This is a genomic window from Brevundimonas phoenicis, from assembly GCF_047237745.1.
GTDB lineage: Bacteria > Pseudomonadota > Alphaproteobacteria > Caulobacterales > Caulobacteraceae > Brevundimonas.
Genome location: NZ_JBDFLN010000001.1, coordinates 995,638 through 1,020,168 on the forward strand (window position 1 = coordinate 995,638; position 24,531 = coordinate 1,020,168).

At 66.8% G+C, this 24,531-nt stretch carries 27 protein-coding genes; 19 read left to right on the forward strand and 8 right to left on the reverse strand.

Annotated features, from left to right (window positions below; translation table 11 throughout):
* The first annotated feature begins 42 nt into the window (after positions 1 to 42).
* The 3 genes from ABC419_RS04900 to ABC419_RS04910 all read left to right on the forward strand — a co-directional run bounded on the left by ABC419_RS04900 (position 43) and on the right by ABC419_RS04910 (position 1,777).
* The gene (locus tag ABC419_RS04900) at positions 43 to 453 is read left to right on the forward strand and encodes a hypothetical protein (RefSeq protein ID WP_412876168.1); all 411 of its coding nucleotides are present in this window, start codon (positions 43 to 45) and stop codon (positions 451 to 453) included.
* Complete coding sequence (locus ABC419_RS04905) at positions 453 to 650, forward strand: helix-turn-helix transcriptional regulator (protein ID WP_003163619.1); 198 nt, start codon at positions 453 to 455, stop codon at positions 648 to 650. Before ABC419_RS04900 ends, ABC419_RS04905 begins: the two co-directional genes overlap by 1 nt.
* A gap of 197 nt (positions 651 to 847) precedes the next feature.
* The gene (locus tag ABC419_RS04910; RefSeq protein ID WP_412876167.1) at positions 848 to 1,777 is read left to right on the forward strand and encodes an alpha/beta fold hydrolase; all 930 of its coding nucleotides are present in this window, start codon (positions 848 to 850) and stop codon (positions 1,775 to 1,777) included.
* A 7-nt stretch (positions 1,778 to 1,784) separates the two neighbouring features.
* On the opposite strand, the gene ABC419_RS04915 is transcribed toward ABC419_RS04910, so the two are convergent.
* Positions 1,785 to 2,627: a PdaC/RsiV family protein gene (locus tag ABC419_RS04915; RefSeq protein ID WP_412876166.1), complete on the reverse strand. Its 843-nt coding sequence runs from the start codon at positions 2,625 to 2,627 to the stop codon at positions 1,785 to 1,787.
* A 25-nt stretch (positions 2,628 to 2,652) separates the two neighbouring features.
* Positions 2,653 to 3,672: a UbiA family prenyltransferase gene (locus tag ABC419_RS04920; protein ID WP_412876165.1), complete on the reverse strand. Its 1,020-nt coding sequence runs from the start codon at positions 3,670 to 3,672 to the stop codon at positions 2,653 to 2,655.
* Positions 3,673 to 3,798: 126 nt separating this feature from the next.
* On the opposite strand from ABC419_RS04920, the gene ABC419_RS04925 reads away from it, so the two are divergent.
* Both ABC419_RS04925 and ABC419_RS04930 read left to right on the forward strand, forming a co-directional pair.
* The gene (locus ABC419_RS04925; protein ID WP_368923590.1) at positions 3,799 to 4,014 is read left to right on the forward strand and encodes a DUF4287 domain-containing protein; all 216 of its coding nucleotides are present in this window, start codon (positions 3,799 to 3,801) and stop codon (positions 4,012 to 4,014) included.
* 97 nt (positions 4,015 to 4,111) lie between these two features.
* On the forward strand, positions 4,112 to 5,308 hold the full coding sequence (locus tag ABC419_RS04930) for an MFS transporter (protein WP_412876164.1): 1,197 nt from the start codon (positions 4,112 to 4,114) through the stop codon (positions 5,306 to 5,308).
* On the opposite strand, the gene ABC419_RS04935 is transcribed toward ABC419_RS04930, so the two are convergent.
* The gene (locus tag ABC419_RS04935; RefSeq protein WP_412876163.1) at positions 5,272 to 6,198 is read right to left on the reverse strand and encodes a LytTR family DNA-binding domain-containing protein; all 927 of its coding nucleotides are present in this window, start codon (positions 6,196 to 6,198) and stop codon (positions 5,272 to 5,274) included. The two genes, ABC419_RS04930 and ABC419_RS04935, sit on opposite strands and share 37 nt — an antisense overlap.
* A 12-nt stretch (positions 6,199 to 6,210) precedes the next feature.
* Between ABC419_RS04935 and ABC419_RS04940 the strand changes: the two genes are divergently transcribed.
* Together ABC419_RS04940 and ABC419_RS04945 are read left to right on the forward strand one after the other, a co-directional pair.
* A complete protein-coding gene (locus ABC419_RS04940) occupies positions 6,211 to 7,497 on the forward strand; it encodes an acyltransferase family protein (RefSeq protein ID WP_412876162.1) in 1,287 nt (428 codons plus the stop codon).
* Positions 7,494 to 8,132: a DUF2238 domain-containing protein gene (locus ABC419_RS04945; RefSeq protein WP_412876161.1), complete on the forward strand. Its 639-nt coding sequence runs from the start codon at positions 7,494 to 7,496 to the stop codon at positions 8,130 to 8,132. The genes ABC419_RS04940 and ABC419_RS04945 overlap by 4 nt, the downstream gene beginning before the upstream one ends.
* 6 nt (positions 8,133 to 8,138) lie before the next feature.
* On the opposite strand, the gene ppk2 is transcribed toward ABC419_RS04945, so the two are convergent.
* Positions 8,139 to 8,882 carry a polyphosphate kinase 2 gene (gene ppk2 / locus ABC419_RS04950; RefSeq protein WP_125900628.1) on the reverse strand — a complete coding sequence of 248 codons (744 nt, stop codon included), beginning with the start codon at positions 8,880 to 8,882 and terminating at the stop codon, positions 8,139 to 8,141.
* Between the two features lie 95 nt (positions 8,883 to 8,977).
* Between ppk2 and ABC419_RS04955 the strand changes: the two genes are divergently transcribed.
* The 3 genes from ABC419_RS04955 (at position 8,978) to ABC419_RS04965 (ending at position 11,307) form a co-directional block, all read left to right on the forward strand.
* A complete protein-coding gene (locus ABC419_RS04955) occupies positions 8,978 to 10,078 on the forward strand; it encodes a serine hydrolase domain-containing protein (RefSeq protein ID WP_412876160.1) in 1,101 nt (366 codons plus the stop codon).
* A gap of 92 nt (positions 10,079 to 10,170) precedes the next feature.
* The gene (locus ABC419_RS04960) at positions 10,171 to 10,905 is read left to right on the forward strand and encodes an extensin-like domain-containing protein (RefSeq protein WP_412876159.1); all 735 of its coding nucleotides are present in this window, start codon (positions 10,171 to 10,173) and stop codon (positions 10,903 to 10,905) included.
* Between the two features lie 198 nt (positions 10,906 to 11,103).
* On the forward strand, positions 11,104 to 11,307 hold the full coding sequence (locus ABC419_RS04965; protein WP_125900630.1) for a cold-shock protein: 204 nt from the start codon (positions 11,104 to 11,106) through the stop codon (positions 11,305 to 11,307).
* A gap of 79 nt (positions 11,308 to 11,386) precedes the next feature.
* Here ABC419_RS04965 and gluQRS read toward each other — a convergent pair whose 3' ends face one another.
* Together gluQRS and ABC419_RS04975 are read right to left on the reverse strand one after the other, a co-directional pair.
* Positions 11,387 to 12,235: a tRNA glutamyl-Q(34) synthetase GluQRS gene (gene gluQRS / locus ABC419_RS04970; protein WP_368923580.1), complete on the reverse strand. Its 849-nt coding sequence runs from the start codon at positions 12,233 to 12,235 to the stop codon at positions 11,387 to 11,389.
* A gap of 16 nt (positions 12,236 to 12,251) precedes the next feature.
* Positions 12,252 to 13,385 carry a JmjC domain-containing protein gene (locus ABC419_RS04975; protein WP_412876158.1) on the reverse strand — a complete coding sequence of 378 codons (1,134 nt, stop codon included), beginning with the start codon at positions 13,383 to 13,385 and terminating at the stop codon, positions 12,252 to 12,254.
* A 45-nt stretch (positions 13,386 to 13,430) separates the two neighbouring features.
* On the opposite strand from ABC419_RS04975, the gene ABC419_RS04980 reads away from it, so the two are divergent.
* The 7 genes from ABC419_RS04980 (at position 13,431) to ABC419_RS05010 (ending at position 19,999) form a co-directional block, all read left to right on the forward strand.
* The gene (locus ABC419_RS04980) at positions 13,431 to 14,084 is read left to right on the forward strand and encodes a DNA-3-methyladenine glycosylase family protein (RefSeq protein WP_412876157.1); all 654 of its coding nucleotides are present in this window, start codon (positions 13,431 to 13,433) and stop codon (positions 14,082 to 14,084) included.
* Positions 14,085 to 14,145: 61 nt separating this feature from the next.
* Positions 14,146 to 14,808: a trimeric intracellular cation channel family protein gene (locus tag ABC419_RS04985; protein ID WP_087141527.1), complete on the forward strand. Its 663-nt coding sequence runs from the start codon at positions 14,146 to 14,148 to the stop codon at positions 14,806 to 14,808.
* 21 nt (positions 14,809 to 14,829) lie between these two features.
* Entirely contained in the window at positions 14,830 to 15,228 is a 399-nt protein-coding gene (locus ABC419_RS04990; RefSeq protein ID WP_412876156.1) for an ASCH domain-containing protein, read from the forward strand.
* Between the two features lie 136 nt (positions 15,229 to 15,364).
* On the forward strand, positions 15,365 to 15,937 hold the full coding sequence (locus ABC419_RS04995) for an HNH endonuclease (protein WP_292060181.1): 573 nt from the start codon (positions 15,365 to 15,367) through the stop codon (positions 15,935 to 15,937).
* Between the two features lie 169 nt (positions 15,938 to 16,106).
* Positions 16,107 to 17,411, forward strand: coding sequence for a site-specific integrase (locus ABC419_RS05000; RefSeq protein WP_412876155.1), 1,305 nt, complete (start codon positions 16,107 to 16,109; stop codon positions 17,409 to 17,411).
* A 34-nt stretch (positions 17,412 to 17,445) separates the two neighbouring features.
* Complete coding sequence (locus tag ABC419_RS05005) at positions 17,446 to 18,534, forward strand: Fic family protein (protein WP_412878073.1); 1,089 nt, start codon at positions 17,446 to 17,448, stop codon at positions 18,532 to 18,534.
* A gap of 202 nt (positions 18,535 to 18,736) precedes the next feature.
* A complete protein-coding gene (locus ABC419_RS05010) occupies positions 18,737 to 19,999 on the forward strand; it encodes a type VI secretion protein (protein ID WP_412876153.1) in 1,263 nt (420 codons plus the stop codon).
* A 17-nt stretch (positions 20,000 to 20,016) separates the two neighbouring features.
* Here ABC419_RS05010 and ABC419_RS05015 read toward each other — a convergent pair whose 3' ends face one another.
* Both ABC419_RS05015 and ABC419_RS05020 read right to left on the reverse strand, forming a co-directional pair.
* Complete coding sequence (locus ABC419_RS05015; RefSeq protein ID WP_412876152.1) at positions 20,017 to 20,310, reverse strand: hypothetical protein; 294 nt, start codon at positions 20,308 to 20,310, stop codon at positions 20,017 to 20,019.
* Positions 20,311 to 20,501: 191 nt separating this feature from the next.
* Entirely contained in the window at positions 20,502 to 21,434 is a 933-nt protein-coding gene (locus ABC419_RS05020; RefSeq protein WP_412878074.1) for a HEPN domain-containing protein, read from the reverse strand.
* A gap of 238 nt (positions 21,435 to 21,672) precedes the next feature.
* Here ABC419_RS05020 and ABC419_RS05025 point away from each other — a divergent pair, with 238 nt between their 5' ends.
* Together ABC419_RS05025 and ABC419_RS05030 are read left to right on the forward strand one after the other, a co-directional pair.
* Positions 21,673 to 22,725, forward strand: coding sequence for an SIR2 family protein (locus ABC419_RS05025; RefSeq protein WP_412876150.1), 1,053 nt, complete (start codon positions 21,673 to 21,675; stop codon positions 22,723 to 22,725).
* Positions 22,722 to 24,464: an ATP-binding protein gene (locus ABC419_RS05030; RefSeq protein ID WP_412876149.1), complete on the forward strand. Its 1,743-nt coding sequence runs from the start codon at positions 22,722 to 22,724 to the stop codon at positions 24,462 to 24,464. Before ABC419_RS05025 ends, ABC419_RS05030 begins: the two co-directional genes overlap by 4 nt.
* Positions 24,465 to 24,531: the final 67 nt, after the last annotated feature.

Below are 24,531 nucleotides of genomic sequence, written 5' to 3' on the forward strand. Positions count from 1 at the left end.
TCGGTGTCAGGTTCGCCTTACACAAAGTCAGGAGCGCCTGCCATGATGACTTTCTCTTCCCGAACCGCGACGCCGGCCGCTCGTCGGTACTTCCTGCGTACCTTCGCCTTCATGGTTCCGTATGTGGCGATCTGCGTGGCGATGATAACGACGGACGCATTCGACAGCATCATGGGGCGCCCGGCCGCATGGTTGCTGGCCTTGGCTGTCGCCGCCCCGATCGCCGGACATATCTGGGCAATGCTCAGCTTCATGCGCGATTCTGATGAGTTCGTGCGCGCGGTGACGGCCAAGCAGTTCATTGTCGCCGCTGGGGTGGCCATGGCGCTGTTCAGCGCCTGGGGCTTTGCCGAAAGCTTCGCTGGAGCGCCTCATATCGAGGGTTGGCTGATTGTCCCGTTGTTCTGGGGTGTTTTCGGCCTGGCCTCAGCCTTCATCCGGTCGTCGAACTGATGAAGAACCGGCTGAAACTGCTGCGAGTCGAGCGCAACTGGACCCAGGAGCAGCTGGGGCAGGCGCTGGGGGTGTCGCGCCAGGCGGTCAACGCCCTGGAGACCGAGAAGCACGACCCCTCGCTCGACCTGGCCTATCGCATCGCCGCCCTGTTCGAGCGACCCGTCGAGGATATCTTCGAGAACCCGCACGCCTGACGCGTAAAGTCAGGAAAACCTTACTTCATAATCTCCCGCTTCACCGTCATCCTCGGGCTTGACCCTAGGATCGAGCCCCGCTGCGCGCGTCATGTCGCTAGGGTCGCGCAGGCGGACAACGCGATCCTAGGGTCAAGCCCGAGGATGACGGGGCGGGGGGAGCGATCAGTGAAGCGCCAACACACAAAGGAAGAGCCATGACCAAGATCTCCGCACCCGCCAAGACCCTGCGCGCCTTCATCCTGGCCGCCGCCGTCGGCTTCAGCGCCGCCAGCATCGTGTCTCCCGCCCAGGCCGAACCGGCCCGCGCCCAGGCGCCCGCCTTCGTCTCCGATCGGCTGTCGGTCGAGGTGATGGGGCAGGGGCCGGACGTGATCCTGATCCCCGGTTTCGCCTCATCGCGCGAGGTGTGGCGTCCGCTGGCCCGGCGCCTGTCGGCGACACATCGCGTCCATCTGGTGCAACTGGCCGGTTTCGCGGGCGAGGCGTGGACGCACGGCGACGGCGCCTTCGTCCAGCCCGCTGTCGATGAACTGGCGCGCTATGCGGCGACGCTGGACCGGCCCGCCGTCATCGGCCATTCGATGGGCGGGCTCAGCGGCCTTCTGCTGGCGCAGCAGCACCCCACGGCGGTCAGCCGCGTGATGAGCGTCGACAGCCTGCCCTTCTTCAGCGCCATGTTCGGCCCGCAGGTCACGCCGCAGACAGCCCGGCCCTTCGCCGATCAGGCCGCCGCCTCCATCCTGAACGCGGACGATGCGGCCTTCCGTGTCCAGCAGGAACGCACCGCTGTCGGCATGATGCGCGACGAGGCCGGGCGCGCCGCCATGGTCGACTGGTCGATGGCCTCGAACCGCCAGGCGATGGCCTCGGCGATCCGCGAGGTGATGACGACCGACGCGCGTCCCGGCCTGGCGGCCATGACCACGCCGGTCTGGGCGGTCTATGCCTCGGACGCGGACGGCGGGGCGCCCGCCGCCATGGCCGACGCCCTGTGGAGCCGCGAATACGCCGCCCTGCCGGGCGTGACGCTGAAGCGCGTCGACGACGCACGGCACTTCATCATGATCGATCAGCCCGAACGGCTGGACGCCCTGGTCGACGCATTCTTGAAGAACGAGGACTGATCGCGGATCAGGCGGCGGGCGCCTTCAGCCGCAGGTCGTCGGTGACGTCGCCCGCCTTGGTCGGGGCGCCCGCGAACTCGCCCGCGTATTCCGGCGACAGGGCGCTCTGGAAGGCCGACAGCGGCAGGGTCAGATAGTAGGCGCCCTCGACATAGGGACCGACCGCATAGGCGTCGAGCAGGAAGGTCAGACCCCCCGCCTTGTCCGGCGTGGAGCCCGGCGCCAGCGTCACGGCCACGTCTTTCAGCTTGGGGCAGGTCCACATCTCGCCGGTGGTCGAGACGGGCGTGGCGCCGGGACGCTTGGTCTTGGCGGTGTTCACCGCCTGGCACAGGGCGCGCTCCAGATTGGTCGTGTCGGCCTTGTCGGCGAACAGTTCGGCGGCGGCGATGCGACGGGCCTCGGCCTTGTCCCACAGCAGGCCGGTGGCGACCGTGTTCGGGTGGGCGCCGCCCGAATAGTCGAAGTCGGTCCGCATCAGGCTGAACAGGCGGCCGGTCTCGACCGGGGCGCCGTAGACGATGGTCTTCTCATAGGGCGGCATGCCCTCGGGCGAACCGGCTTCGGTGCGGTCGGCCTGGGCGCCCTCGGCGTATTCCTTCAGCTTGGCCACCTCGTCGCGGTACAGCGGGGTGTAGAGCGCCGGATAGGACAGCACGTTTTCCGGCAGGTTCAGGCTGACCTTGGCGTAGGGCGTGGCGCTGTCGTACTTCAGCGGCCCCTCGACGGCGTGGGCGGAGGCGGCCGGCGCGGCGGGCGTCTCCTTCTTCTCATTGCGCTGGCAGGCGGCGAGCGAGGCCGCGACGGCGGCGGTGACGAGAAGGACGCGAAGGGGGCGCGAAGGGATCATGCCGGGCTCCTTGGGAACGGTTCGATCAGAAAGCTAGGCCGTTGAACGCGATGGCGGCCAGAAGGATCAACCCCGCATCGCGATTTGATTTGAAAAGACGCAGGGACAGCTTCGGATCGTCCGGCCGCAGCCGCCGCACCTGCCAGACGAAATGCAGGGCGTAGAGCGCCAGACCGACATAGAAGACCGGCCCCAGACCCGCGACGTAGCCCGCTGCGCCGGCCAGGGCCACGGCCAGGATGTAAAAGACGGCCACGCCTTCCTTCACCTTGCCGCCCAGCGCCCGCGCCGAGGACTTCACCCCGGCCATGACGTCGTCCTCGATGTCCTGAAGCGCGTAGATGGTGTCGTAGCCCAGGGTCCAGAAGATCCCGCCCGCGTAGAGCAGCCCCGCGGACAGGGCCAGGTTCCCCATGCGGTTCAGCCCTTCCGCCATCCAATAGCTGTCGCCGCTGAGCTTGACCTGCAGCACATAGAGCCAGCCCAGGGCGAACAGCCCCCCCGTCGCGGCGGCGAAGCCCAGCAGAGCGCCCCAGTTGAAGGTCAGGCCCAGCCACGCCTGCGGCCACCAGGTGATGCGCTTCATGAAGGGATAGGCCGCCACCAGCCCCAGCGACAGGGCGCCCAGCAGCACCGATATCAGGTTCATCGTCAGCAGGATGCACAGGCTGACCAGCGACAGGCCGCCGACGAAGGCCCAGGCCTGTTTGACGCTGATCTGGCCCGCCGGAATGGGGCGCAGGGCGGTGCGGGCCACCTGGGCGTCGAAGTCGCGGTCGACGATGTCGTTCACGGCGCAGCCTGCTCCGCGCATCAGGGCGGCGCCGATGGCGAAGCCGACGACCAGCCACAGCTCATAGCCGCCGAACGGCCGGTCATACTGGTTCAGCGCCAGCATGATCCCCTGCCAGCCGGGCAGCAGCAGCAGCCACGTCCCGATCGGCCGGTCGAAGCGGCCCAGCTTCAGCCAGGGCTTCAGCCGCTCGGGCGCATGGCGGTCGACCCAGTTCTGGCCGGCGGCGTCGGGAAGCGGGGCTGTGTTCATGCAAGGCGTCTTAGACCTGGATGACGCTGCGGGTGAAGAGGGGGCCGTTGAAACGATGTTTTGCAAGACGTTGCATCGGCGCGTCAGGCCGCCTTTACTGACGCCGAAGCAGAGAGCGAGTCGCCGATGATCGAAGCGCCGATCAAGGGCCCCGCGTCCTACTTCCCCTCCATCGAGAAAAAGTACGGCCGCCCCGTCGCCGAGTGGAAGGCGGAGATTCGCGCCGGCTATCCGGCCAAGCACATGGAATTGGTCGCCATGCTGAAAGACGAGCACGACATGGGACACGGTCACGCCAACGCCCTTGTGGCGCACACCCTGGCGGAAGACGGATTGAAATAGCGCTCTGACCGCCCTCTGGAGGAAAGGCAAAGTCGCAGATTTATGAAGTTTGCGGCCCAGGCTGGACAGTGAGCGCCGTATCCGCCACTGGGCGCGAATGGCTCGCAGCTCCATCCCCCGCAGCGTCTGGATTCTGGGCGTCGTCAGTCTGTTGATGGATGTCTCGTCGGAGATGATCCAGACGCTTCTGCCCATCTATCTGGTGGTGGGGCTGGGCGCCTCGGCGGTGATGATCGGTCTGGTCGAAGGCTTCTCCGTCGTCGTGGCGACGGCGGTGAAGTTCCTGTCGGGCTTCTGGTCCGACCGCATTGCGCGGCCCAAATGGCTGGCGGTGGCGGGCTATGGACTGGCGGCCCTGTCCAAGCCGATCTTCCCTCTGGCGGCCTCGGTCGAGGGGGTGCTGCTGGCCAAGGGGGTGGACCGGATCGGCAAGGGCATCCGCACCGCCCCGCGCGACGCCCTGGTCGCCGCCGTGACGCCGCCGGACATTCGCGGCCGCGCCTTCGGCCTGAGAAAGTCGCTGGATACGGTCGGGGGCTTTGTCGGCCCCTTGCTGGCGATCGGGCTGATGGTCCTGCTGGCGAACGACATCAAGGCGGTGTTCTGGCTGGCCTCCATTCCCGCCTTCCTGGCTGTGGCCCTGCTGGTCGGCGGCGTGTCCGACCCGCCGCGCCCGGACGAGGGAGCGAAGAAGCCGCCCAGCCTGAAGGGGGCGCTGCGTCTGGACGCCGCCACCTGGACCATGATCGCCCTGACGGCGGTGATCGGTCTGGCGCGGTTCAGCGAGTCCTTCCTGCTGATGAAGGGGCTGGACGTCGGCGTCCCTGCCGCCTTCGCGCCGGCGGCCATCGTTCTGCTGCACCTGGTGTTCGGTCTGGCGGCTTTCCCGGTGGGGGCGCTGTCGGACCGCATCGGCCGCACCTCCCTGCTGCTGCTCAGCCTGGTCTTCCTGGCCGCCGCCGACGTGGCGCTGGCGCTGGCCGGAAACCAGGTCGTCTTCTATCTGGGCGTGGCGCTGTGGGGCCTGCACATGGGCTTCTCGCAAGGCCTGCTGATGACCCTGATCGCCGATGCGGCGCCCGCCCATCTGCGCGGCTCGGCGTTCGGCCTGTTCGCCCTGATCTCGGGCCTGATCGCCTTGTTGGGCAATGTGGCGGCGGGTCTGTTGTGGGACGGCTTCGGCCCGCAGGCGACCTTTGCGGTCGGCGCGGTGTTGAGCCTCGTCTGCACCCTGGGCATCGCCGGGTGGATGCGGCTTCAGGCGGCGCGCAGCCGCTCCAGCGCCTCGGAGTAACGACGCGACAGCGGGGCCTCCAGAACGCCCAGCTCCACGGTCCAGTCGCCTGAGCCTTCGGGCCGCAGGCCGGTCATCCGCGCGGCGTTGACCAGCCAGCCCCGGTGCGTCCGCACGAAGCCGAAGCGCGCCAGCTCGCCCTCGACCGCCGCCAGGGTGACGCGCATCAGGGGCCTGCGCCCATCGGCCAGCACGAACTCGACATAGTTGCCCGCCGAGGTCGCGGCCAGAATGTCGTCCAGCGGCGCCCGGATCAGCCGCGTCCCATCGCGGATGTCGAAGCTGACGGGCCGTAGCGGCGTCTCGCGCGCCTCCCGCAGACTGCGCACGCCCCAGAAGACGCCGATGAACAGGGCGTAGCTCAGCCCATCCTTGCGCAGCTCATAGATGAACTTCTCCAAGGGTGGGCCATAGTCATAGACCTCGCCCAGCAGGGCGTAGACGCCGTGCCGCATCGCCACCATCAGCACGACGTGCAGTAGGCTGTAGAGGCAGGCGGCGCCCAGATGCACGGCCAGAAACCGCCCTCGCGCCCGCCAGCCTTCGTGCAGCAGCGATGACGGCGCGGCGCCCGCCGCCAGCCACGGCAGCCAGATCACCAGCGCCAGCGCCAGCGCGCTGGACCCCTCCCACACCCACGGCGCCCATGCCCGCAGGCCCGGCCAGTCGGCCTGCACCGTCAGGGCGTTGACCACCAGGAAGCCCAGGGTGACGGCGATGATGATCGGCCCGCCGGTCAGCAGGTCGCGCCGGTCCGCCCCGTTCGTCCCGACAGACGCGCCGCTCGTCCCGACGCTCCGCGATCCGGCCCCGGCGTCCGACCGAACGGCCCCTGCGCCTTGTCGGGGGTGCGGCGCACGCGGCACGGCGGATGGCGTCGTTTCCGTCATTTCAGGTCGTCCATGTCGTCAGAACCCCTCGCACCCGAAAGCCTCGCAGTCGCCCGCCGTCATGACCTGGACTGGATCCGGGTCGGGGCCTTCCTGCTGCTGATCCTCTACCACGTCGGCATGTTCTACGTGCCCTGGGACTGGCATGTGAACAGCCCGCAGCCGGTCGAATGGCTGGAGCCGGTGATGCAGTTGACCAATCCCTGGCGGCTGACGCTGCTGTTTCTGGTCTCGGGCGCCGCGACCCGTTTCCTGTTCGACAGCTTCCAGCGTGAGGGAAGGGGCGCCGCGCGCCGTTTCGCCGGATCGCGCACCTGGCGGCTGCTGCCGCCGCTGCTGTTCGCCATGTTCGTGATCGTGTCGCCGCAGTCCTACTACGAAGTGGTCGAGGCGGCGCAGGGGTTGGGCGTGGTCGATCCGGCGCGCTCGCCCTGGCTGGCTGACTTCTGGTTGAAATACGCCACGGCGTCCGGCGGCTGGTGCGACGCCGACGGCTGCCTGACCACGCCGACGTGGAACCACATGTGGTTCGTGGCCTATCTGTTCGTCTACAGTCTGGTGCTGGCCGGTCTCCTGGCGTTCGGGCGGGGGTTGCTGCCTGTGATCCAGTCAGGGCTGGAGCGCGCCCTGAAGGGCTGGGGCCTGCTGATCTGGCCGGTGCTGTGGCTGTTCCTGCTGCGCTGGACTCTGGCGCGGATCTTCCCGACGACCCATGCCCTGACCGACGACTGGTACAACCACGCGGTGTCGTTCAGCGCCTTTCTGTTCGGCTTTCTCAGCGTCCGCTCGGCGGTGCTGAAGGCGGCCTATGAGCGGCTGCGGCGACCGGCGCTGATCCTGGCCCTGTGCGCCTGGGCGGGATGGGCCGCCTATGCCTGGACCTATCGCGACGCGGGAACGCCGCCCGAAGCGCTGAGGGCCGCCATGCGCCTCGTCTATGCGCTGGATCAGTGGGCCTTCATCGCCGCCGTGCTGGGCTATGGCGCGCGTTATCTGAACCGGGGCGGGCCGTGGCTGCGCTATCTGACGGGCGGCGTCTTCTGCTTCTACATCGTGCATCAGACGATCACCGTGGTCGCGGCCTATCACCTGTCGAAGCTGGGCCTGCCGCAGGGGCTGGAGGCGGGGCTGCTGATCGCCGTCACCTTCGGCGGCTGCTGGGCCGCCTATGAGGTCGCGCGTCGCCTGGGGCCGCTGGGCCTGCTGCTGGGCGTGAAGACCCGCGCCGGGCTTGCGCGCCGGGATCGTCCCGTTACGCTCGACCGCCAGGAACATCAGCCGGTCGGACAGGACGGATGACGACACGCACCAAGCCCCCATTCCCCTGGCTGCTGGCCTTGACCTGGCTGGTGCTGCTGGGCGCGGCTGTCGGGGGCTTCCTGACCGGCGAGTTCAGCGTCACCTTCGTCGGCGCCGGGACGTTTCTGCTGACCCTGGTTCCGTTCTGGCTGGCGCCGCGCGTGGGGCTGAACCTGCCGATCGGCTTCGTCACCGCCATCGCCGTCTTCCTGTGCGCCACCCTGTTCCTGGGCGAGATGGGCGACTTTTACGAGCGTTACTGGTGGTGGGACGTGGTGCTGCACGGCGGTTCGGCCGTGGCCTTCGGCCTGGTCGGGGCCCTGCTGATGCTGATGCTGGTGCAGGGCAGCCAGTTGAAGGCCGCGCCCCTGACGGTGGCCTTCTTCGCCTTCTGCTTCGCCGTGACCATCGGCGCCCTGTGGGAGATCTGGGAGTTCATGCTGGACCAGGTGTTCGGCCTCAACACCCAGAAGTCCGGCCTGGTCGACACCATGTGGGATCTGATCGTCGATTCCATCGGCGCGCTGATCGGGGCGGGCGCCGGCTGGGCCTATCTGAAGGGGCGCGAAGGCGGGCCGCTGGTGCGGGCCCTGCGCGCCTTCATCGATAAGAACCGGCGGCTGTTCGACGGCTGAAGAGGCCTATTCAGCCAGCCGCCCTTTCGCCTCATCGGCGGAGAAGACGACCGACGGGTCCGGCTCGCGGCACTCCAGGCCGGGGCGGTTCAGGCGGCGCAGGACGTGGCGCAGGATGTTCAGCCGCGCCGTCTTCTTCTTGTCGGTCGCCACCACGGTCCAGGGGGCGTAGTCGACATGGGTCCGCTTCAGCATCTCGTCGCGAGCGGCGGAATAGGCGCTCCAGCGGGCCTGGGCTTCGGCGTCCAGGGACGAGACCTTGAAGCGTTTCAGCGGGTGGTCGACGCGCTCCTCCAGGCGGCGGGCCTGTTCGTCGCGGCTGATGTCCAGCCACAGCTTGATCAGGATGACGCCCGACTGGGTCAGCATCCGCTCGAAATGCGGGGCGTCGTGCAGGAATCGCTCATGCTGTTCGGGCGTGCAGAAGCCCATGACCGGCTCGACCCCGGCCCGGTTGTACCAGGAGCGGTTGAAGATCACGATCTCGCCCGCCGCCGGCAGATGGGCGGCGTAGCGCTGGAAATACCACTGGGTCGTCTCGCGGTCGGTCGGCTTGGGCAGGGCGACGACGCGCGTCTGCCGCGGAGCCATGTATTCGGTCATGCGCTTGATCGCCCCGTCCTTGCCGGCGGCGTCGCGCCCCTCGAAGACGATGACGACCTTCAGTCCCTGTTCGATGGCCCAGGCCTGGGTCTCGACCATCTGGATCTGCAGGGCTTCCAGGATGTCGGCGTAGTCGTCCTTGGCCATGGGCGTGTCCTTGTGTCGCGATCGGCGAACCTTGCGGCGAATTCACTGGCGTCGCCAGCCTCGCCGTTCAGGGTGCAACGCAAAAGGAGCCGAAAATGATCAATCGTCGTCATGTCCTGGCCGTCGGCGCGGCGGCCGCGGTTGCACCCACGGTGGTGCGCGCGGAAGGCGAGGCGGCGTTCGACGCCGCCCTGACGACAGCCTTCGAGACGGTCAAGCCGGTCGCCCTGGCCGGCGGGCTCGTGACGGCTCAAGGTCTGGCCTGGTCCGGCGTGCGCGGCGTGCGGCGCGCGGGAGGGGACGATCCGGCGACGACGAATGACCGCTGGCACCTGGGCTCCAACACCAAGGCGATGACGGCGGCGCTGTTCGCCCGCCTGGTCGAGCAGGGACGGGCGCGCTGGGCCATGCCGCTGACCGAGGCCTTTCCCGACCTGGCGATCGACGCGGGCTGGGATGGCGTGACGCTGGACGACTTCATGACCCACACGGCGGGGCTGAAGGACGAGGCGGTCATGGGCATGGCCTGGCTGATGACGGCCCGCGCCGATCCTCAGTCCCTGGCGGAGCAGCGCCGCGCCATCGTCGAGAAGGCGCTGGCCGCCCCGCCGACGGGCGCGCGCGGGACGTTCGCCTATGGCAACGCCAACTATGTGCTGGTCGGGGCGGCGATCGAGGCCGTCACCGGTGTATCGTGGGAAGAGGCCATGCGGGCCGAGGTGTTCGGCCCTCTGGGCCTGGCCTCGGCGGGGTTCGGCGCTCCGGCCGGAAGCGACAACGCCTGGGGCCACCGCCGCATGGGCGAGACGGCGGCGCCGATGGATTCGGCTGATCCGGGGGCGGACAATCCTCTGGCGCTCGGCCCGGCGGGGACGGTTCATATGACGGCGGCTGACTACGCCCGCTTCCTTCAGGTCTTCCTGACCGAGGGCGGCGGCTGGCTGAAGCCGGAGACGGTGCGGCGTCTGGTCACGCCGAGCGAGGGGCGCAACTACGCTCACGGCTGGATCGCCCTCCCGCCCCAACCCTGGGCCAAGGGGGCGGTGATCGCTCATGAGGGCTCCAATACCCTGTGGCACGCCATCGCCCTGGTCGATCCGGCGGGCGGACGCGCGGTCTTCGGCCTGTCCAACGACGGCGGGCGCGGCGGCCCGGCCTGTCAGGCTCTGGCGATGGGGATCCTGCACGCGCTCTGAGCATTGGCTCAGCGATGACCTCCCCTCCAGCGCCGCGAAGGTCCAAGCCACCGCCGTCCACGCCGCTGGCAGATCTCTGGAGCGAGGCGTGGATGCTGGCCCTGGCCGCCTGCGGCGCCTTCGCCATGATCGATGCATGGGCCCCGCCGCAGGATCTGCCGTGGAAGCCGCTCGACCTGCGCCTGCCCATCGGCGCCGCCACGGCCGCAAAGATACGGGCGCTGGACCTGCCGCCGACGGCGACCGCCGCCGAGGTCGAGACCGGCACGACGCGCTGCATCATCCTGCTGCGCCAGGCGGGCGTCGCGGTCGAGCGGGCGTCGGATCGCGACGACGGCGGATTCTGCGTCGTGCAGGGGGCGGTGCGGCTGACCGGCGGCGATTTGACGCCCCTCGACCCGCCGGGCGTGGCCATGCGCTGCCCCATGGCGGCGCGGCTCCTGTTGTGGGATCGCGAGGTCGTGCGTCCCGCCGCTCGCGAGATCATGGGCGCAGAGGCCGTCCGGATCGACAATCTGGGAACCTACGCCTGCCGTCGCGTCTACGGCTCGGCCGACACGGCGGCGCGCCCCAGCCAGCACGCGCGCGCCAACGCGCTCGATGTGGCGGGCGTGGGCCTATCGGACGGCCGCCGGACGACGCTGGCCGCCGATTGGGACGGTCAGGGCCCTTCAGGGGCCGCCGGGGCGGCGTTTCTTCGGCGTTTGCGCGAGGGGGGATGTCGTCTGTTCGGCAATGTGCTGACGCCGGACTATAACGCTGCGCATCGCGACCACTTCCACCTGGACGCAGCGGGCCGGGGAGTATGCGCGCGGCGACGAAATTAACTGTAACGACTGTCAGCGGGATTTCGCTTTACAGTTGACCGCTGTGGATAGTCGGGTGACAACATCGCTGCAGCCCGGATTTCACGTGGGGTCCAAACCCGCGTCTTGCTCCTTCGCCTGAACGAGCTTGTCCAGATGGGCTGACGGGCGCTCCTGCTAGGACGTCCGCCTGGAAAAGCGCGTTTACGGAGACGCAATATGGCGACCGGCACGGTCAAGTGGTTCAACCCCACGAAGGGCTTCGGCTTCATTCAACCCGACACGGGCGGCGCGGACGTTTTCGTCCACATCACCGCTGTGCAGAAGGCTGGTCTGGCTGGCCTCGATGAAAACGCCAAGGTCGAGTACGAGCTGGAATCCCAGCGCGGCAAGACCTCGGCTGTGGACCTCAAGGTTCTCTAAGGCCCCGAACCCATAGGGTTCTAGGAAAGGACGCGGGGGGCGACCTCCGCGTCTTTTTTATTTTGCGCCTGTTTTGGGATCAGAGCTTCAACTCGGTCCTGAGGTCTTCTGGCGTCAGCCCGCCTTCCCGCAATTCGGCCAGCGTGACCGAGCGGTCGCGCTTGGCGTAGCGGCGGCCATCCGGCCCAGCCAGCAGGCGGTGGTGATGATAGACAGGTTCGGGCCAGCCCATCAGCGCCTGGATCAGCCTCTGGATGTGAGTCGCTTCGAACAGATCCCGGCCCCGGATGACATGGCTGATCGCCTGCAGGGCGTCGTCGTGCGTCACGGCCAGATGATAGGCGGTCCCGGCGTCCTTGCGCGCCAGCACCACGTCGCCCGCCGTTTCGGGCCGCGCCCTGACCCGGCCGGTCTCGCCGTCGAGGCCTGAGCCTTCCTCGACGAAGCTCAGGGCGTCCCACGCGGCGCCGCCCAGCGCCTCCTTGGCTCGATCCAGCGACAGTCGCCAGGCGAAGGGGCGTCCTTCCGCCAGCAGTCGCGCCTCTTCATCGGCCGGATGCGGGCCGGGGCGGGCCGCCTCGGCGGGGCCGTGGGGCGCATCGCCGATGGCGTCCAATATCTCCTTGCGCGTGCGGAAGCAGCGATAGAGCAGGCCGCGCCCATTCAGCGCCTCGACCGCGGCGGCGTAGTCGGCCCGATGATCCGACTGGCGCCGCACCGGCGTCTCCCAGTCCAGCCCCAGCCAGGTCAGGTCTTCATGGATCCCGACCTCGAACTCGGGCCTGCACCGCGTTGGGTCGATGTCCTCGATCCGCAGCACGAAGCGCCCCCCCGCTTCCTTCGCTGCGCCCCACGCCGTCAGGGCTGAGAAGGCGTGGCCCCTATGCAGGCGACCGGTGGGCGAGGGAGCGAAGCGGGTGGCGAACATGGCGCATCAGAGCGGGTCAGACCCGCTTCAATACTCCGGACTTTTCGGCTTGGTCCACGGTGGCGCGAATGTCGGATTCGGGCACGAAGTCGAACTGGGCGATAAGGTCTTCCAGAGCAAAGACATGTTGGGACAGCGCCCAGTGCATCGCGTGTGCGACGGGACCGGCGTAGAGCGGAGCCATGACGGCGGTGCGGCTGTATCGGGTCAGCGGCGCTCGCTCGGGCAGAGTGAAACGGTGCGTGCGCGGCGTCAGCCGTTCCTGGGTCATGGCGACTTCATCGCGGAAGGCGGAAGAGGCTGCGAGTTGCGCCAGCTTCTGGCCCAATCCGGCCAGGTGTTGCTGCAGGGCGCGACCGCCGTCCTTGTCCGGTGACGGCAGATAGGCACGGAAAGCCGGATCCTGCATTGCGGCCTGCTCAAGCAGATTGAAGATGATGCGGCCGTAAAGGGAGGCGATGGAGAAGGTGACGTGAAGGGAGGCCGCGTCCTGGGCCAGGGCGTCATGGTAACAGCCGCGCGGCAGATAGAGGACGTCGCCGGGACGCATCATCACTTCGGCCTGCAGTCGGCCCCGCGTCTGCTCGAACCAGCGTCGCATGTCACCCACGCCGGACGGCATCTCGACCGGGGCGTCTGCGCGATTTTCATAGATGCGCCACAGCTTCTCGCCTTCGGTCTGGACGGCGAAGACGTCGGTCAGGTCAAAATGGGCGCCGAAGGCCTGAACCCCCTTGAACGAGCAATAGATGTTGGCGCCCATGCTGGCGGCGAAGGCGCGCCCCAGCACGGACGATAGATCGGCGATCGGCGGGGTCAGATCCTGCACGTCGCCTGCGATCAGACTGGCGCCGTCGGCGACGAAAAGCGCGACCTTGGCCGGATCGGGGCGGAAGACGGCGCCGGACTGGGTCTGGACCGTGCGGCAATAGCGTTCGGGCGGAACCGGCTGGGTATTGTGCACCAGCTTCAGGCTCTGGGCGGTCCAGATCGATGGTTGGTTCAGCAGGCCGTTGAACGTGGACCAGTCCAGCAGCGCACGCTTCGGCTCACCCTCGCCGGCCGGGATGTGCAGCGGCTTTCGGGCATGGAAGTCGGCGAAGAAACGATCAGGGGTGATCGGGTGAAGAAGATCGTCCAGAGTGCGCATGGGCGCGATGCTAGAGCGGCGCTGTTTTCCTGTCGATACAACCTCATGGCCCTTGCTCCCTCCGCTTCTTCCGTCGCCGCCGCCCGTGAGGCTCTGGCCGCCGCCGATCCGGCCCTGGCCAAGGCGCACGCCTCGACGCCCGTGTTCGAATGGCGGCTGCGGCCCGGCGGCTATGAAGGTCTGTTCCGCATGATCGTGGAGCAGCAGGTCTCGGTCGCCGCCGCGGCCTCGATCTGGAAGCGGGTGGTCGAGGGGCTGGACGGTCAGGTGACGCCGGACGCCGTGCTGGCGCGCGATGTCGAGACGCTGCGCACGTTCGGCCTGTCGGGGCAGAAGGCGAAATACGGCCATGAGATCGCCCGCGCCCATGCCGACGGCCATATCGACTTCGACCACCTGGAGCGGCTGGACGACGCTGAGGCCATCGCCGCCCTGGTCGCCATCAAGGGCGTGGGCAAGTGGACGGCCGAGACCTTTCTGATGTTCTGCGAGGGGCGGCTGGACGTCTTTCCCGGCGGAGACGTGGCCTTGCAGGAAGCCATGCGCTGGGCCGACCGCGTCGAGGCCCGTCCGAACGAGAAGCAGGCCTATGCCCGCGCCGAGATCTGGCGGCCGCATCGCGGGGTGGCGGCGCATTTGCTCTGGGGGTGGTATGGTGGCGTTCGGCGCGGCGAAATCGCGCTGGACGAGGGCGTCTAGCCTTCGGCATTCATGAAGGTTGGGGGCGACCCCGAAGACGGCGCCGCGCGGCGCCCTGGGGATGATGACGATGTTGGAGCCGATCGCGGGCGCAGACCTGGTTCGCCCGGCTGCGGTGCTGCCGCTGCTGGATTTTGCGGGCGTGGCCGTGTTCGCCGCCACCGGCGCCCTGGCCGCCGCGCGTGAGAAGCATGACGTCCTGACCTTCGCCTTCTTCGCCGCCGTGACCGGCATGGGCGGCGGCACCCTGCGCGACCTGCTGATCGGGGCGCCGGTCTTCTGGGTGCAGGACTGGCGCTATGTCGCCGTCTGCATGGTGGCGGCGGTCGGCTTCTGGATGCTGGGGTCGCGGTCGTGGCGTTTCCGCGCCCTGCTGTGGCTGGATGCGGTCGGGCTGGCGGCCTATGGCGTCATGGGGGCGGCCAAGGCGGCGTCCTATGGCGTGACGCCGCTGATCTGCATCGTCATGGGCGTGCTGACGGCCTGCTTCGGCGGCATCGTGCGCGACGTGCTGGCGCACCAGCCCTCCATCCTGCTGCGGCGCGAACTGAACATCACCGCCGCCCTGGTGTCTGCGGCCCTGTTCGTCGGACTGAAGGCCGTGAGCCTTCCCACATGGCCCGCCGTGGCGGTGGCTGTCGTGGCCGGGTTCGGCGTGCGGGCCGGCGCCCTGAAATGGGGCTGGAGCCTGCCCGCCTTCCCGACCGCCGCTTCGCGATATTGAACCCAACTGACGAGAACGCAGATGAACGACCTTCCCGCCGCCTATGCGGCCGCGCCCCGTTGGCCCTTTGGCGACAGCCCCGAATTGGCTGATGAATTGCTGGCCCTGGTGCTGGCCGGCGGTAAGCGCGCGACCTGTTCGTCGCTGGCGTCGTGCGAGGCCGACATCATGCCGACCGTGGGCGAGGTCAGCGTCATTCTGGACGGCGCCGGCGTTCCTCGCTGCGCGATCCGCACGACCGAGGTCGAGATCATGCCCTTCGAGCAGGTCAGCGAGGACTTCGCCCGCGCCGAGGGGGAGGGCGACCTGAGCTACGAATGGTGGCGCGACGCCCATGAGGCCTATTACCGCCGCGAAGGCACCTGGGCGCCGGGCATGAAGGTGGTCTGCGAACGTTTCGAGCTGGTCGAGGTCTTCTAGGGGCGCGTCACGAAAACGCGCCGTATCTGTCATGGCGATGCGGGAGAATCAGGCGTAGGGTTTCGCCATCAGACCAAGGAAGGAGACGTGTCTTCAGTCCTGTCGCGTCGATAACCCCCCGTATGAGCGGGAGGGCCTGATGCAGGTCCTGTCCCGCCCGCCGTCCGGCTTTCCGGCCCTGGTGCTGAACGCCGATTTCAGGCCCTTGTCCTATTTTCCCCTGTCGCTCTGGCCGTGGGAGGAAGTGGTCAAGGCCGTGTGGCAGGACCGCGTCGACGTGGTCGCCACCTATGACAAGGTCGTCCGCAGCCCCTCGCTGGAGATGCAGCTGCCCAGCGTGGTCTGTCTGAAGTCCTACGTGGATCAGGACCGCAAGCCGGCCTTCACCCGTTTCAACGTCTTCCTGCGCGACGGTTTCGCCTGCCAGTATTGCGGCGCGCCCGGCACGTCCCAGGATCTGACCTTCGATCACGTCATCCCCCGTTCGCGCGGCGGGCGCACGACGTGGCAGAACATTGTCGCGGCTTGCGGTCCCTGCAACCTGCGCAAGGGCGGCCGCACGCCCGGTCAGGCGCACATGCCCCTGCGCCGCACCGCCCACCAGCCCAGCGCCTGGCAGCTTCAGCAGGCGGGGCGGCGTTTCCCGCCCCACTTCCTGCACCAGAGCTGGCTCGACTACCTCTACTGGGACATCGAGCTCGAACCCTAGGGTTTACCGGTGTTTCTGTTTGTTGCCCAAGTGCCTGTTTTCATGGCGCAAAGAGGGCAAAGGGCGATTGCCCGTGATGACCGCCTTATCCTCCGACTTGCTCCGTTCTGGTGGCCATGTGGTGACCAGAAATCGGGCTCTAACCCCGCCGCGGCGGGACGGAGGAAATATGTCTGGTGGCCATGTGGTGACCAAGCGGCTCACGAAAAGGGTAGTCGAGGCTTTGGCACCTCGGGACGAGCGGTACGTCGTGTGGGATTCCGATCTCAAGGGATTTGGCGTCCGGATCTCTCCGCAGGGGCGGCGAACTTACCTCGCCAGGTTCCGAACGCACGGCGGCGCGGACCGGCTGATGGCGCTGGCCCCACACGGAGTCATCACTGCGGAAGAAGCGAGGGAGCGGGCTCGGCTCGCCATCGCTGAGGCAGCTCAAGGTGGAGATCCTCAAGCCGACAAGATGGAGCGGCGAGGCGAGATGACGATGGGCGAGCTGTGCGAGCTCTACATGGCCGAGGGTACGGCGATGAAGAAGGCGTCGACTCTCCGGATCGATCGCATCCGCATCGACCGGCACATCAAGCCTCGCGTGGGACGGATGAAGCTGGGCGATGTTTCGCGGGCCGACATCCAGCGCCTGATGATTGATGTCGGGAACGGCAAGATCCGGGCAGAGGCCACGCCCCATACCCGGGGCGGCAAGCACGCGGCTGCGCGTACCGTTGGGCTACTCGGCGGTATCTTCAGCTTTGCGATCGAGCGCGAGCTCATGACCGACAATCCGGTCCGCGGATTGAGGCGTTACAAGGACAATCGGCGTGAACGTTTCCTGTCCGCCGCGGAGATGGCGAGGCTTGGAGACGTGCTGGCTCGGCTTGAGCAGGATGGTGGTGATCCCCGACACGTGGCCATCATCCGCTTGCTGACCCTGACTGGCGCGCGCAAGAACGAGATCGCGCACCTTCGCTGGCAGGAGGTGGATCTTGAAAGCGGGCTGCTGCGCCTGAAGGACTCGAAGACGGGCCCCAAAGTGATCCGGCTGGGCAAGGCTGCGAGGACGCTGGTGGGTTCGCTGCCGGTTCATGATCGCGAGTGGGTCTTTCCGGATCGCCGCCATGCGGGGAAGCCGGTGGCCAACCTGGACTGGGCTTGGGTGAACATTCGCAATCAGGCCGGTCTGCCGGATGTGCGCATTCATGATCTCCGACACAGCTTCGCCAGCGTCGGGGTAGCGGGCGGCGAAGGTCTCACGCTGATCGGCAAGCTCCTGGGGCACCAGCATGTGGTTACGACAAGCCGGTATGCCCACCTCTCCGACGATCCCTTGCAAGCGGCGGCAGACCGGATCAGCGATCGGTTGTCGTCGATGATCATGCCCGCCCCAGCGGATGGCGCAGGCGAGCCAGAGAGCCCTCAAGGCAGCACTGGTTGGCCCGACGAAGTGGCCGGATTTAACAAGTCGGTTTCAACGTGTTAAAAAAAACAAGAATAACGAACACCTCCGGCTGGTCATGTTAAAACCTACCTATTCCATTCCTCGCCTTCCGCCGAAGGGGGATCTTGAAACGGCGGCGGTGCTTCGCGAAGCGGCTCGCGCGCACCGCCATCTGGCGGAATTGAAGGGGCGCGCCCGGAGTATTCCGAACCAGGCCATCCTCATCGACACGCTCGCGCTTCAGGAGGCAAAGGCAAGTTCGGAAGTCGAGAATATCGTCACGACCCAGGACGAGCTGTTTCAGGCGAGCCTGCACTGGGATGGCGCCGGCTCCGCCGCGGCCAAGGAGGTCGCCAGTTATCGTGACGCCCTCAAGAGGGGGTGGGACCAGCTCCACGCGAACCAGGGGCTGCTGACCAACAATGTCATCGTCGAGATGTTTCAGGTGCTCAAGCGGACGGATGAAGGGTTCCGCGCGACCCCCGGGACGGCTCTGCGCCATCAGGCGACGGGGGAGCTCGTTTACGTGCCGCCACAGGATCGCCGGGAGATCGAAGCCCAGATGACGGCTCTCGAAGCCTTCATCAACGACGACGCGGCGAGCGATCTGGATCCTCTCGTGAAGATGGCGCTCATCCATCACCAGTTCGAGAGCATCCACCCCTTCTCGGACGGCAACGGCAGAATCGGCCGGATCCTGAACGTCCTCTACCTGACGCGAACGGGGCTGCTGGACATCCCGGTGCTCTATCTCAGCCGCTATGTGACGGCCAATAAGGCGGACTATTACCAGATGCTGCAGAGCGTTCGGGACAACGGCGACTGGGAGCCTTGGTTGCTTTACATGCTCCGCGCCGTATCCACGACGTCCCGCCAGACGCTAGCTCTGATCGACGGCATGAGCGCCTTGATGGCGGACTACAAGCAACGGCTGCGGGCGCACGCGACAATCCGCTATTCGCAGGATCTGCTGAACAACCTGTTCCGGCACCCCTACACGCGGATCGAGTTCCTCCAAAACGATCTCGACGTCACCCGTCAAACCGCTGCCAAGTATCTCGACCAACTCGCCATTGCGGGGTTTGTTGAGAAGCATCAGGCCGGCAGGAACAACTACTACATCAACCGCCCCCTGGTGGACCTGCTGATGCGAGTGTCGGACTGAGCGGGGAAAACGCGGTCGGTCCGTCGGTCATCAGAATCCACCAGCGGTAAGCAGACGCAGAATGAGGGGGGCGGGAGGGCAAGATAAAAGAGGGGTGTGTTCGCTTCGCTTTTGTCCTTTCGTTTCCACTCGCTAGCGAGCGCTCCCGACCGGTTCTGCGACTTGTGACGACTTGCGGCGGTTGAGGGCGTTTTCGCTCCCCTTGGGAGGCGTCGTCATTACTGTCCGCAGCATCATCGAAGACCGCATTTCCGCCCTGTCCGCCTCGGACGATGGCGAGCTTCAAGTACGCCTTGCGACGAGCCTGAAGCGAGACGGCTCTGTCCGCACGTCGATGCTGAAGCGGCTCTCGTCGTCGATGCGGTTCAGCTATGGCGCCAGGGCGGGCGCGCTGAAGACGGCCGCGAAGCGATCCGGCAGCGCCTTCCGCGTGGACGTGCGCCAGCGGGTCATCGTCAAGGCGCTGGTGTCGCGACACATGGGAAAAGGCATGGCGCGCGCCGGGGCGCTGGCCGCCCATGTCCGCTATCTCGGTCGTGAGGGCGCCGGCCACGAAGGGGAGGCGGGGACCTTCTTCGACCGGAACGAGGAGGCGGTGGACGGCGCGGAGCGCATCAAGGACTGGGCCGAGCATCGGCACCATTTCCGCTTCATCATCTCGCCTGAGCATGGCGACCGGATCGCCGACCTTCAGGACTACGTGCGCGATGTCATGGGGCGGGTGTGCGCCGATCTGGGCGAGCCCGAACTGCCTTGGATGGCGGTATGCCATTACGACACGGACCAGCCCCACGCCCATGTCCTGATGCCGGGGCGTCGGGCGAGCGGACGGGACCTGGTTATTCCCCGCGACTATGTCGCCTATGGCTTCCGGGCGCGGGCCCAGGAGGCGGCGCAGGAGGAGCTGGGCGACCTGTCACGACTCGACGCCGAGCGCCGCGTTTGGCGCGAGACGCAAAGAGACGGCTTCACCAGCTTCGACCGGCGGCTGCTGGCGTCGATGGACGGGGAGGGTGGCGTCGGTGACGCAATGGGCGGCAAAAGCGCCTGGGCGGCGCTGACCCGGGGTCGGTTGGCCCATCTGGAGGCTCTGGGTCTCGCGGAGCGTCAGGGGCGGCGCTTCAGGCTCGACGAAGATCTGGAGGGCGAACTGCGGCGGCTGCAGATTTCGAAGGACGTCATCCGCACTCTCAACCAACGTCGGCTGGAGACAGGCAAGACCGCCGAGGTCTTCCGGCAGGGCAGGGTGACCGGAAAGGTGATGAAGGTGGCCTTCCACGACGAGCTCGGCGTTTCGCCGTTTGCGGTTGTCAGGGATGCCCAAGGCGTCGAGCACTATGCGCGGCTGGCGGTAGGGGCGGCCTTGCCGGCGGTCGGCGCCCCCGCGACGCTGGGCATGGACGCGCGCGGCGTCGCGCAGGTCATCCCGGGCGTGGGGCGAGGCGGGGAGGGCCTGGGGCTGTAAGCCGAAGCCGCCCCCAGTCAGGGGCGGGCTTCTTCTCCATGGCGTGGCGCGCTCCAGTCGCCGGAGCGCCGGGGCTGGCTGGAGGACGAGCGAAGGGCCGTCAGCTGGCTGCGCGCCCATTCATGCAGCTTCTGGCGCGGATAGTAAGGCGTGCGGCCCAGATGCATGCATGGCGGGCCGTCGGATCGCGTGCTGAAGACCTTGGCCAGGGTGGCCGGCGAGCGGCGGATGCCCATGCGCAGCAGTTCGGTCGACGCCTCCTTGCGGTTCAGCAGGATGTCTTCAGTCTCTCCAAGGTAAAGGCCAGTCATTGCGGGTGCTCCTCTGTGAGGGCGCTATCCGGCGACGATTATCCACAGGCGGTCAATGCGGGCGCTGGAGGGCGATCACGGACAGGATCGTTTCAGGAATGTTCAGGCGGTTTCAGGCGGTTTCAACAGGTCCGATCCGTTCACGCGGTCTCTCGCGAACGTGATGGGAGGCAGCCGTTTGCGTCCACAGATTAGGCGGTCTCGGCCTTCGCTTTCAGCTCGGCGATCCTGGATTGGCAGTGGTCGGCGACGAGGTCGCGCAGGATGCGGGCGCGGGCCGTCAGCCAGTCCAGGTCCTCGGCCGAGGCGTCGTACTGGTCGCTATAGCGGGCCTCGACATAGGCGCGCTTGAGCAGTTCGAAGCGGCGGCGGTCAGCGCGCTGCTCGCGGGGCCAGGCCTCGACCAAGCGCGTGTCCACGTCCTCGGCGAGCGAGCGCAGGAACTTGATGTTGTGGGAGCGCGGGAAATAGAAGGTGTGGACCAGCAGGAAGCAGGCGTAGGCGGCTTCGACAGCCTGGTGGAGGCTGAAGGCTGCGAGCTTGCGGAAGCCTTCATCTGAGGCAGCCTTGAGCGTCTGGTATTCCGCCGTGTCGATCCATCTGGAGAGATCGGCGGCTTTAGCCGTGTAATGCCGGATTGCTATCTCGACGGCATCTTCCGGTGTCATCGGCTGCGGCGTCGCTAGCGGATGACCCGGCACGCTGTAGAGCGAGACGCCATCGCGCACGATGTCGGTCCAGAAGTACTCGCCGCGCTTGAGGGCGTCGTTCACCTCCTGGAGGTCGTGTACGATGATGTTGACGGTCCGGCCGATGGACGGGTCCCGCAGGATCTGATCCTCGGAGTTCCACCAGTAGTCGGCGATGTTGGTCATCTTCGCGGTGTTGACGACGATCAGCAGATCGAAATCCGACAGATAGCCGTTCTCCGGCTCATCGACCCAGTCACCGCGCGCATAGGAGCCGAAGAGGATGATCTTCAGCACCATCCCGCCGCGACGCCATTCCTGCGTGCCGCCCCCGCCGCCGTTCTTGGCAGCCTCGAATCCGGCCAGCAGGGTATCGCGCACACGCTCAAGCTCGCGCTGCTGCCGTTCCGGAAGATGGTGCAAATCAGACCGCATGAATGGAGTCTAGCCGAAAACTCCGAGGCTGCACCAACCAACGATCAAGGTGGCGGCGCTTTAGGCCTGCGACGACTGCTTAGCGCCATAAGCGGACTTCCGGCCATGTGCATAAAGCGGACGTCGTATCGGCCTTAAGGGGCGGGGCACGGGGCTGAGAACCACTAAGCCTGAAATATACTTTGCCTATGAAACCGCAACCTCTAATGGTTTTCTGCTGTGAGGCTTGGGGGCGTTTGTGGCCGCGACAACACCGACTGAATCCGCGATCCTGTTCGCCCAAGCGGCGTTGAGCGCGACTCCTGTGATCATCCTGGGGAGCGGCGCATCGGCGGCGCACGGTGTTCCCGGCATGGATCGGTTGGGCAAGCATCTCGCATCACTCAGCGTGCCGGCTGCATGGTCGACCGGGGAGTTGGATGAGTGGAACGGCTTTCTCGCGAACCTCGCCAAGGGCGATGACCTGGAGACAGCGCTCGGCGCGGTGAGACCAAGCCCGCGACAGAACCAGTTTGTAGCCGAAGCGACGCGGGCCTTTCTCTTCCCTTCCGATCGCCAAGCCCTTGTCGGCCTGATTTCCGATCGACGTCACCTGCCGTTGTCGCGGCTGTACAAACATCTGTTCACGAGCACGCATAAGACCCTGAATGTCGTGACGCCGAACTACGATCGGCTCGCGGAGTACGCCGCCGACGCCGTGGAGTTCGCCGTCTTCACGGGTTTCAATCACGGTCATCTGCAACTGAGAGCCAGAGAGGCGGACACCCGCCTGATGCCCAATGGCCAACAGGTCCGGACTGTGAAGGTCTGGAAGGTCCACGGGTCGCTTGACTGGTTCCAAGACGCCGATGGTGGCATCATCGCCCTGCCCCAGATGGAGCACACGCCCGCCGGATTCACGCCGTTGATGATCACGCCGGGTCTCGAGAAATACCGTCTGGCCCATGGCGAGCCATTCCGCACCATCTTCACCTGCTCGGACACCGCCTTGGAGAGCGCGCGCTCTTATCTGTGCGTTGGCTACGGGTTCAATGACGAGCATCTTCAGACCAAGCTAGTCGAGCGATGCAACACGGATTCCGTCCCGCTCGTGGTCGTCACGCGAGACTTGACTGACACGGCCAAGGCTTTCCTCAAGGGCGGGAAGTGCCGCAAGTACCTCGCCATCGAGGCCGCCGGCTCGGGAAGCCGTTTCTACACCCACGAGCACCCGGACGGCTTCGACGTGCCGCACCTGGAAGCCTGGCGGCTTTCCGCATTTCTCGACATGACCATTGGAGTACAGGCGTGAGCATTCTCGACTTCAGCGACAGCGACGCACTCGGACGCGTGCTGTCCGTGGACACGGCGACGGTCGTTGTGCGGGTGGACGACATCGACTCGCTTCGGTCCCTCCAAGTCAACCGGCTGGTGGCCCTGCAGAGCAGCTTGGCGGGCCAGAAGCTGATCGGGATCATCCAGAAGATCACCCGCACCGCGGTCGAGGAAAGCAAGGCCGGCGATCTCGAGAAAACGGATGCGGTCCATCCCGAGATCAACCTCGTCAAGATCACCCTGATCGGCACCCTGATCGATCTCGTGGGCGGACGGCCCAATGTGTTCCGGCGCACCCTGGAGACGGTGCCCGAGATCGACGCGAGCTGCTTCGCGCTCGAGGGCGAGCGGCTCACCCGCTTCATGGGGGTGATCTCCGCAGTGACGGCGACCGGCCAACGCCTGTCTCTGGGGACCTACACTCTAGATGCTGAGGCGGAGGCCTTCATCAACGGCAACAAGCTGTTCCAGCGCCACGCCGTCGTGGTCGGCAGCACCGGCTCCGGTAAGTCCTGGACAACGGCCCGACTGCTGGAACAAGTCGCCGAACTGTCCAGCGCCAACGCCATCGTGTTCGATATGCACGGCGAGTACGCGGCCATGGCGGGTGATGGCTTCGTCCACCTGCGTATCGCGGGGCCAGCGGATATCGAAGCCGCTCGCGGACTGGCGGAAGGCGTGCTGCACCTGCCGTACTGGCTCATGAGCTACGAAGCGCTCCAGTCGATGTTCGTCGACCGGTCGGACCAAAACGCGCCGAACCAGGCCATGGTCATGTCGCGGACGATCGTCGAGGCCAAGAAGGACTTCCTCACAAGCGGCGGCCATAAAGAGGTGCTGGCCAACTTCACCATCGACAGCCCGGTCCCGTTCCACATCGCTGCGGTGTTCGAGGAGCTAGAGCGGCTGAACGCCGAAATGGTGCCGGGTGCGTCACCGGGGAAGGAAAAGCAGGGCGACTTCCACGGCAAGCTCAGTCGGCTCATGCAGCGGCTCGAAGGCAAGCAGACGGATCGACGCTTGGGCTTCCTCTTCCCGCCGACAGGGATCGCGGACGACTACGACTGGCTTAACAAGGTCGTGGAGCTTCTGCTCGGCGGTAGGTCCGCCAAGGGCGGCAAGGGCGGTGTCAAGGTCATCGACTTCTCCGAGGTCCCCTCGGACATCCTGCCGCTCATGGTCGGCATGGTCGCGCGCCTGGCCTTCTCGATCCAGCAATGGCTCCCCTCCGGATCGCGGCACCCGGTCGCCCTCTTCTGCGACGAGGCCCACCTCTACATCCCGCAGGAAGCAGGATCCGGCGCCGCCGAGAACGCCGTCGCGACATTCGAGCGGATCGCCAAGGAAGGCCGCAAATATGGCGTCGGCCTGGTCGTCATCACCCAGCGCCCGGCCGAGGTCAGCCGAACGGTCGTCAGCCAGTGCAACAACCTCATCGCCATGCGCCTCACCAACGGCGAAGATCAGGCGGTGGTTCGCCGGCTGTTGCCGGACAGTCTCGGCGGCTTCGGAGACCTGCTGCCCGTGCTCGACACCGGCGAGGCTCTAGTCGTTGGCGACGCCATCCTACTGCCCACGCGGATCCGGATCGCCAAGCCGGACAACGAGCCGCTCAGCGGCACGATCGACTTCTGGGATCGCTGGTCGGATGACAAGAGCGCCGCGGCGCTGGACAAGGCCGTGGAAAGCTGGCGGCGACAGACACTTATTAAATAGTGCGTCGGCCTGCGTCGGATTCGCTAGCGGGTTGGCGAGTTGTCACGAATGCCTTGGAAGCGCCAAG

Bases quoted from the DNA above. Each gene is read 5' to 3' on its own strand.
- ABC419_RS04940 (WP_412876162.1), top strand. From the start codon at position 6,211: ATGTCGTCAGAACCCCTCGCACCCGAAAGCCTCGCAGTCGCCCGCCGT.
- ABC419_RS04930 (WP_412876164.1), top strand. From the start codon at position 4,112: ATGGCTCGCAGCTCCATCCCCCGCAGCGTCTGGATTCTGGGCGTCGTC.
- ABC419_RS04955 (WP_412876160.1), top strand. From the start codon at position 8,978: ATGATCAATCGTCGTCATGTCCTGGCCGTCGGCGCGGCGGCCGCGGTT.
- ABC419_RS04905 (WP_003163619.1), top strand. From the start codon at position 453: ATGAAGAACCGGCTGAAACTGCTGCGAGTCGAGCGCAACTGGACCCAG.
- ABC419_RS04965 (WP_125900630.1), top strand. From the start codon at position 11,104: ATGGCGACCGGCACGGTCAAGTGGTTCAACCCCACGAAGGGCTTCGGC.
- ABC419_RS04975 (WP_412876158.1), bottom strand. From the start codon at position 13,385: ATGCGCACTCTGGACGATCTTCTTCACCCGATCACCCCTGATCGTTTC.
- ABC419_RS05000 (WP_412876155.1), top strand. From the start codon at position 16,107: ATGTCTGGTGGCCATGTGGTGACCAAGCGGCTCACGAAAAGGGTAGTC.
- ABC419_RS04980 (WP_412876157.1), top strand. From the start codon at position 13,431: ATGGCCCTTGCTCCCTCCGCTTCTTCCGTCGCCGCCGCCCGTGAGGCT.
- ABC419_RS04935 (WP_412876163.1), bottom strand. From the start codon at position 6,198: ATGACGGAAACGACGCCATCCGCCGTGCCGCGTGCGCCGCACCCCCGA.
- ABC419_RS05015 (WP_412876152.1), bottom strand. From the start codon at position 20,310: ATGACTGGCCTTTACCTTGGAGAGACTGAAGACATCCTGCTGAACCGC.
- ABC419_RS04945 (WP_412876161.1), top strand. From the start codon at position 7,494: ATGACGACACGCACCAAGCCCCCATTCCCCTGGCTGCTGGCCTTGACC.
- ABC419_RS04925 (WP_368923590.1), top strand. From the start codon at position 3,799: ATGATCGAAGCGCCGATCAAGGGCCCCGCGTCCTACTTCCCCTCCATC.
- ABC419_RS04900 (WP_412876168.1), top strand. From the start codon at position 43: ATGATGACTTTCTCTTCCCGAACCGCGACGCCGGCCGCTCGTCGGTAC.
- ABC419_RS04985 (WP_087141527.1), top strand. From the start codon at position 14,146: ATGATGACGATGTTGGAGCCGATCGCGGGCGCAGACCTGGTTCGCCCG.
- ABC419_RS04990 (WP_412876156.1), top strand. From the start codon at position 14,830: ATGAACGACCTTCCCGCCGCCTATGCGGCCGCGCCCCGTTGGCCCTTT.
- gluQRS (WP_368923580.1), bottom strand. From the start codon at position 12,235: ATGTTCGCCACCCGCTTCGCTCCCTCGCCCACCGGTCGCCTGCATAGG.
- ABC419_RS04920 (WP_412876165.1), bottom strand. From the start codon at position 3,672: ATGAACACAGCCCCGCTTCCCGACGCCGCCGGCCAGAACTGGGTCGAC.
- ppk2 (WP_125900628.1), bottom strand. From the start codon at position 8,882: ATGGCCAAGGACGACTACGCCGACATCCTGGAAGCCCTGCAGATCCAG.
- ABC419_RS05020 (WP_412878074.1), bottom strand. From the start codon at position 21,434: ATGCGGTCTGATTTGCACCATCTTCCGGAACGGCAGCAGCGCGAGCTT.
- ABC419_RS04910 (WP_412876167.1), top strand. From the start codon at position 848: ATGACCAAGATCTCCGCACCCGCCAAGACCCTGCGCGCCTTCATCCTG.
- ABC419_RS05005 (WP_412878073.1), top strand. From the start codon at position 17,446: ATGTTAAAACCTACCTATTCCATTCCTCGCCTTCCGCCGAAGGGGGAT.
- ABC419_RS04960 (WP_412876159.1), top strand. From the start codon at position 10,171: ATGCTGGCCCTGGCCGCCTGCGGCGCCTTCGCCATGATCGATGCATGG.
- ABC419_RS04915 (WP_412876166.1), bottom strand. From the start codon at position 2,627: ATGATCCCTTCGCGCCCCCTTCGCGTCCTTCTCGTCACCGCCGCCGTC.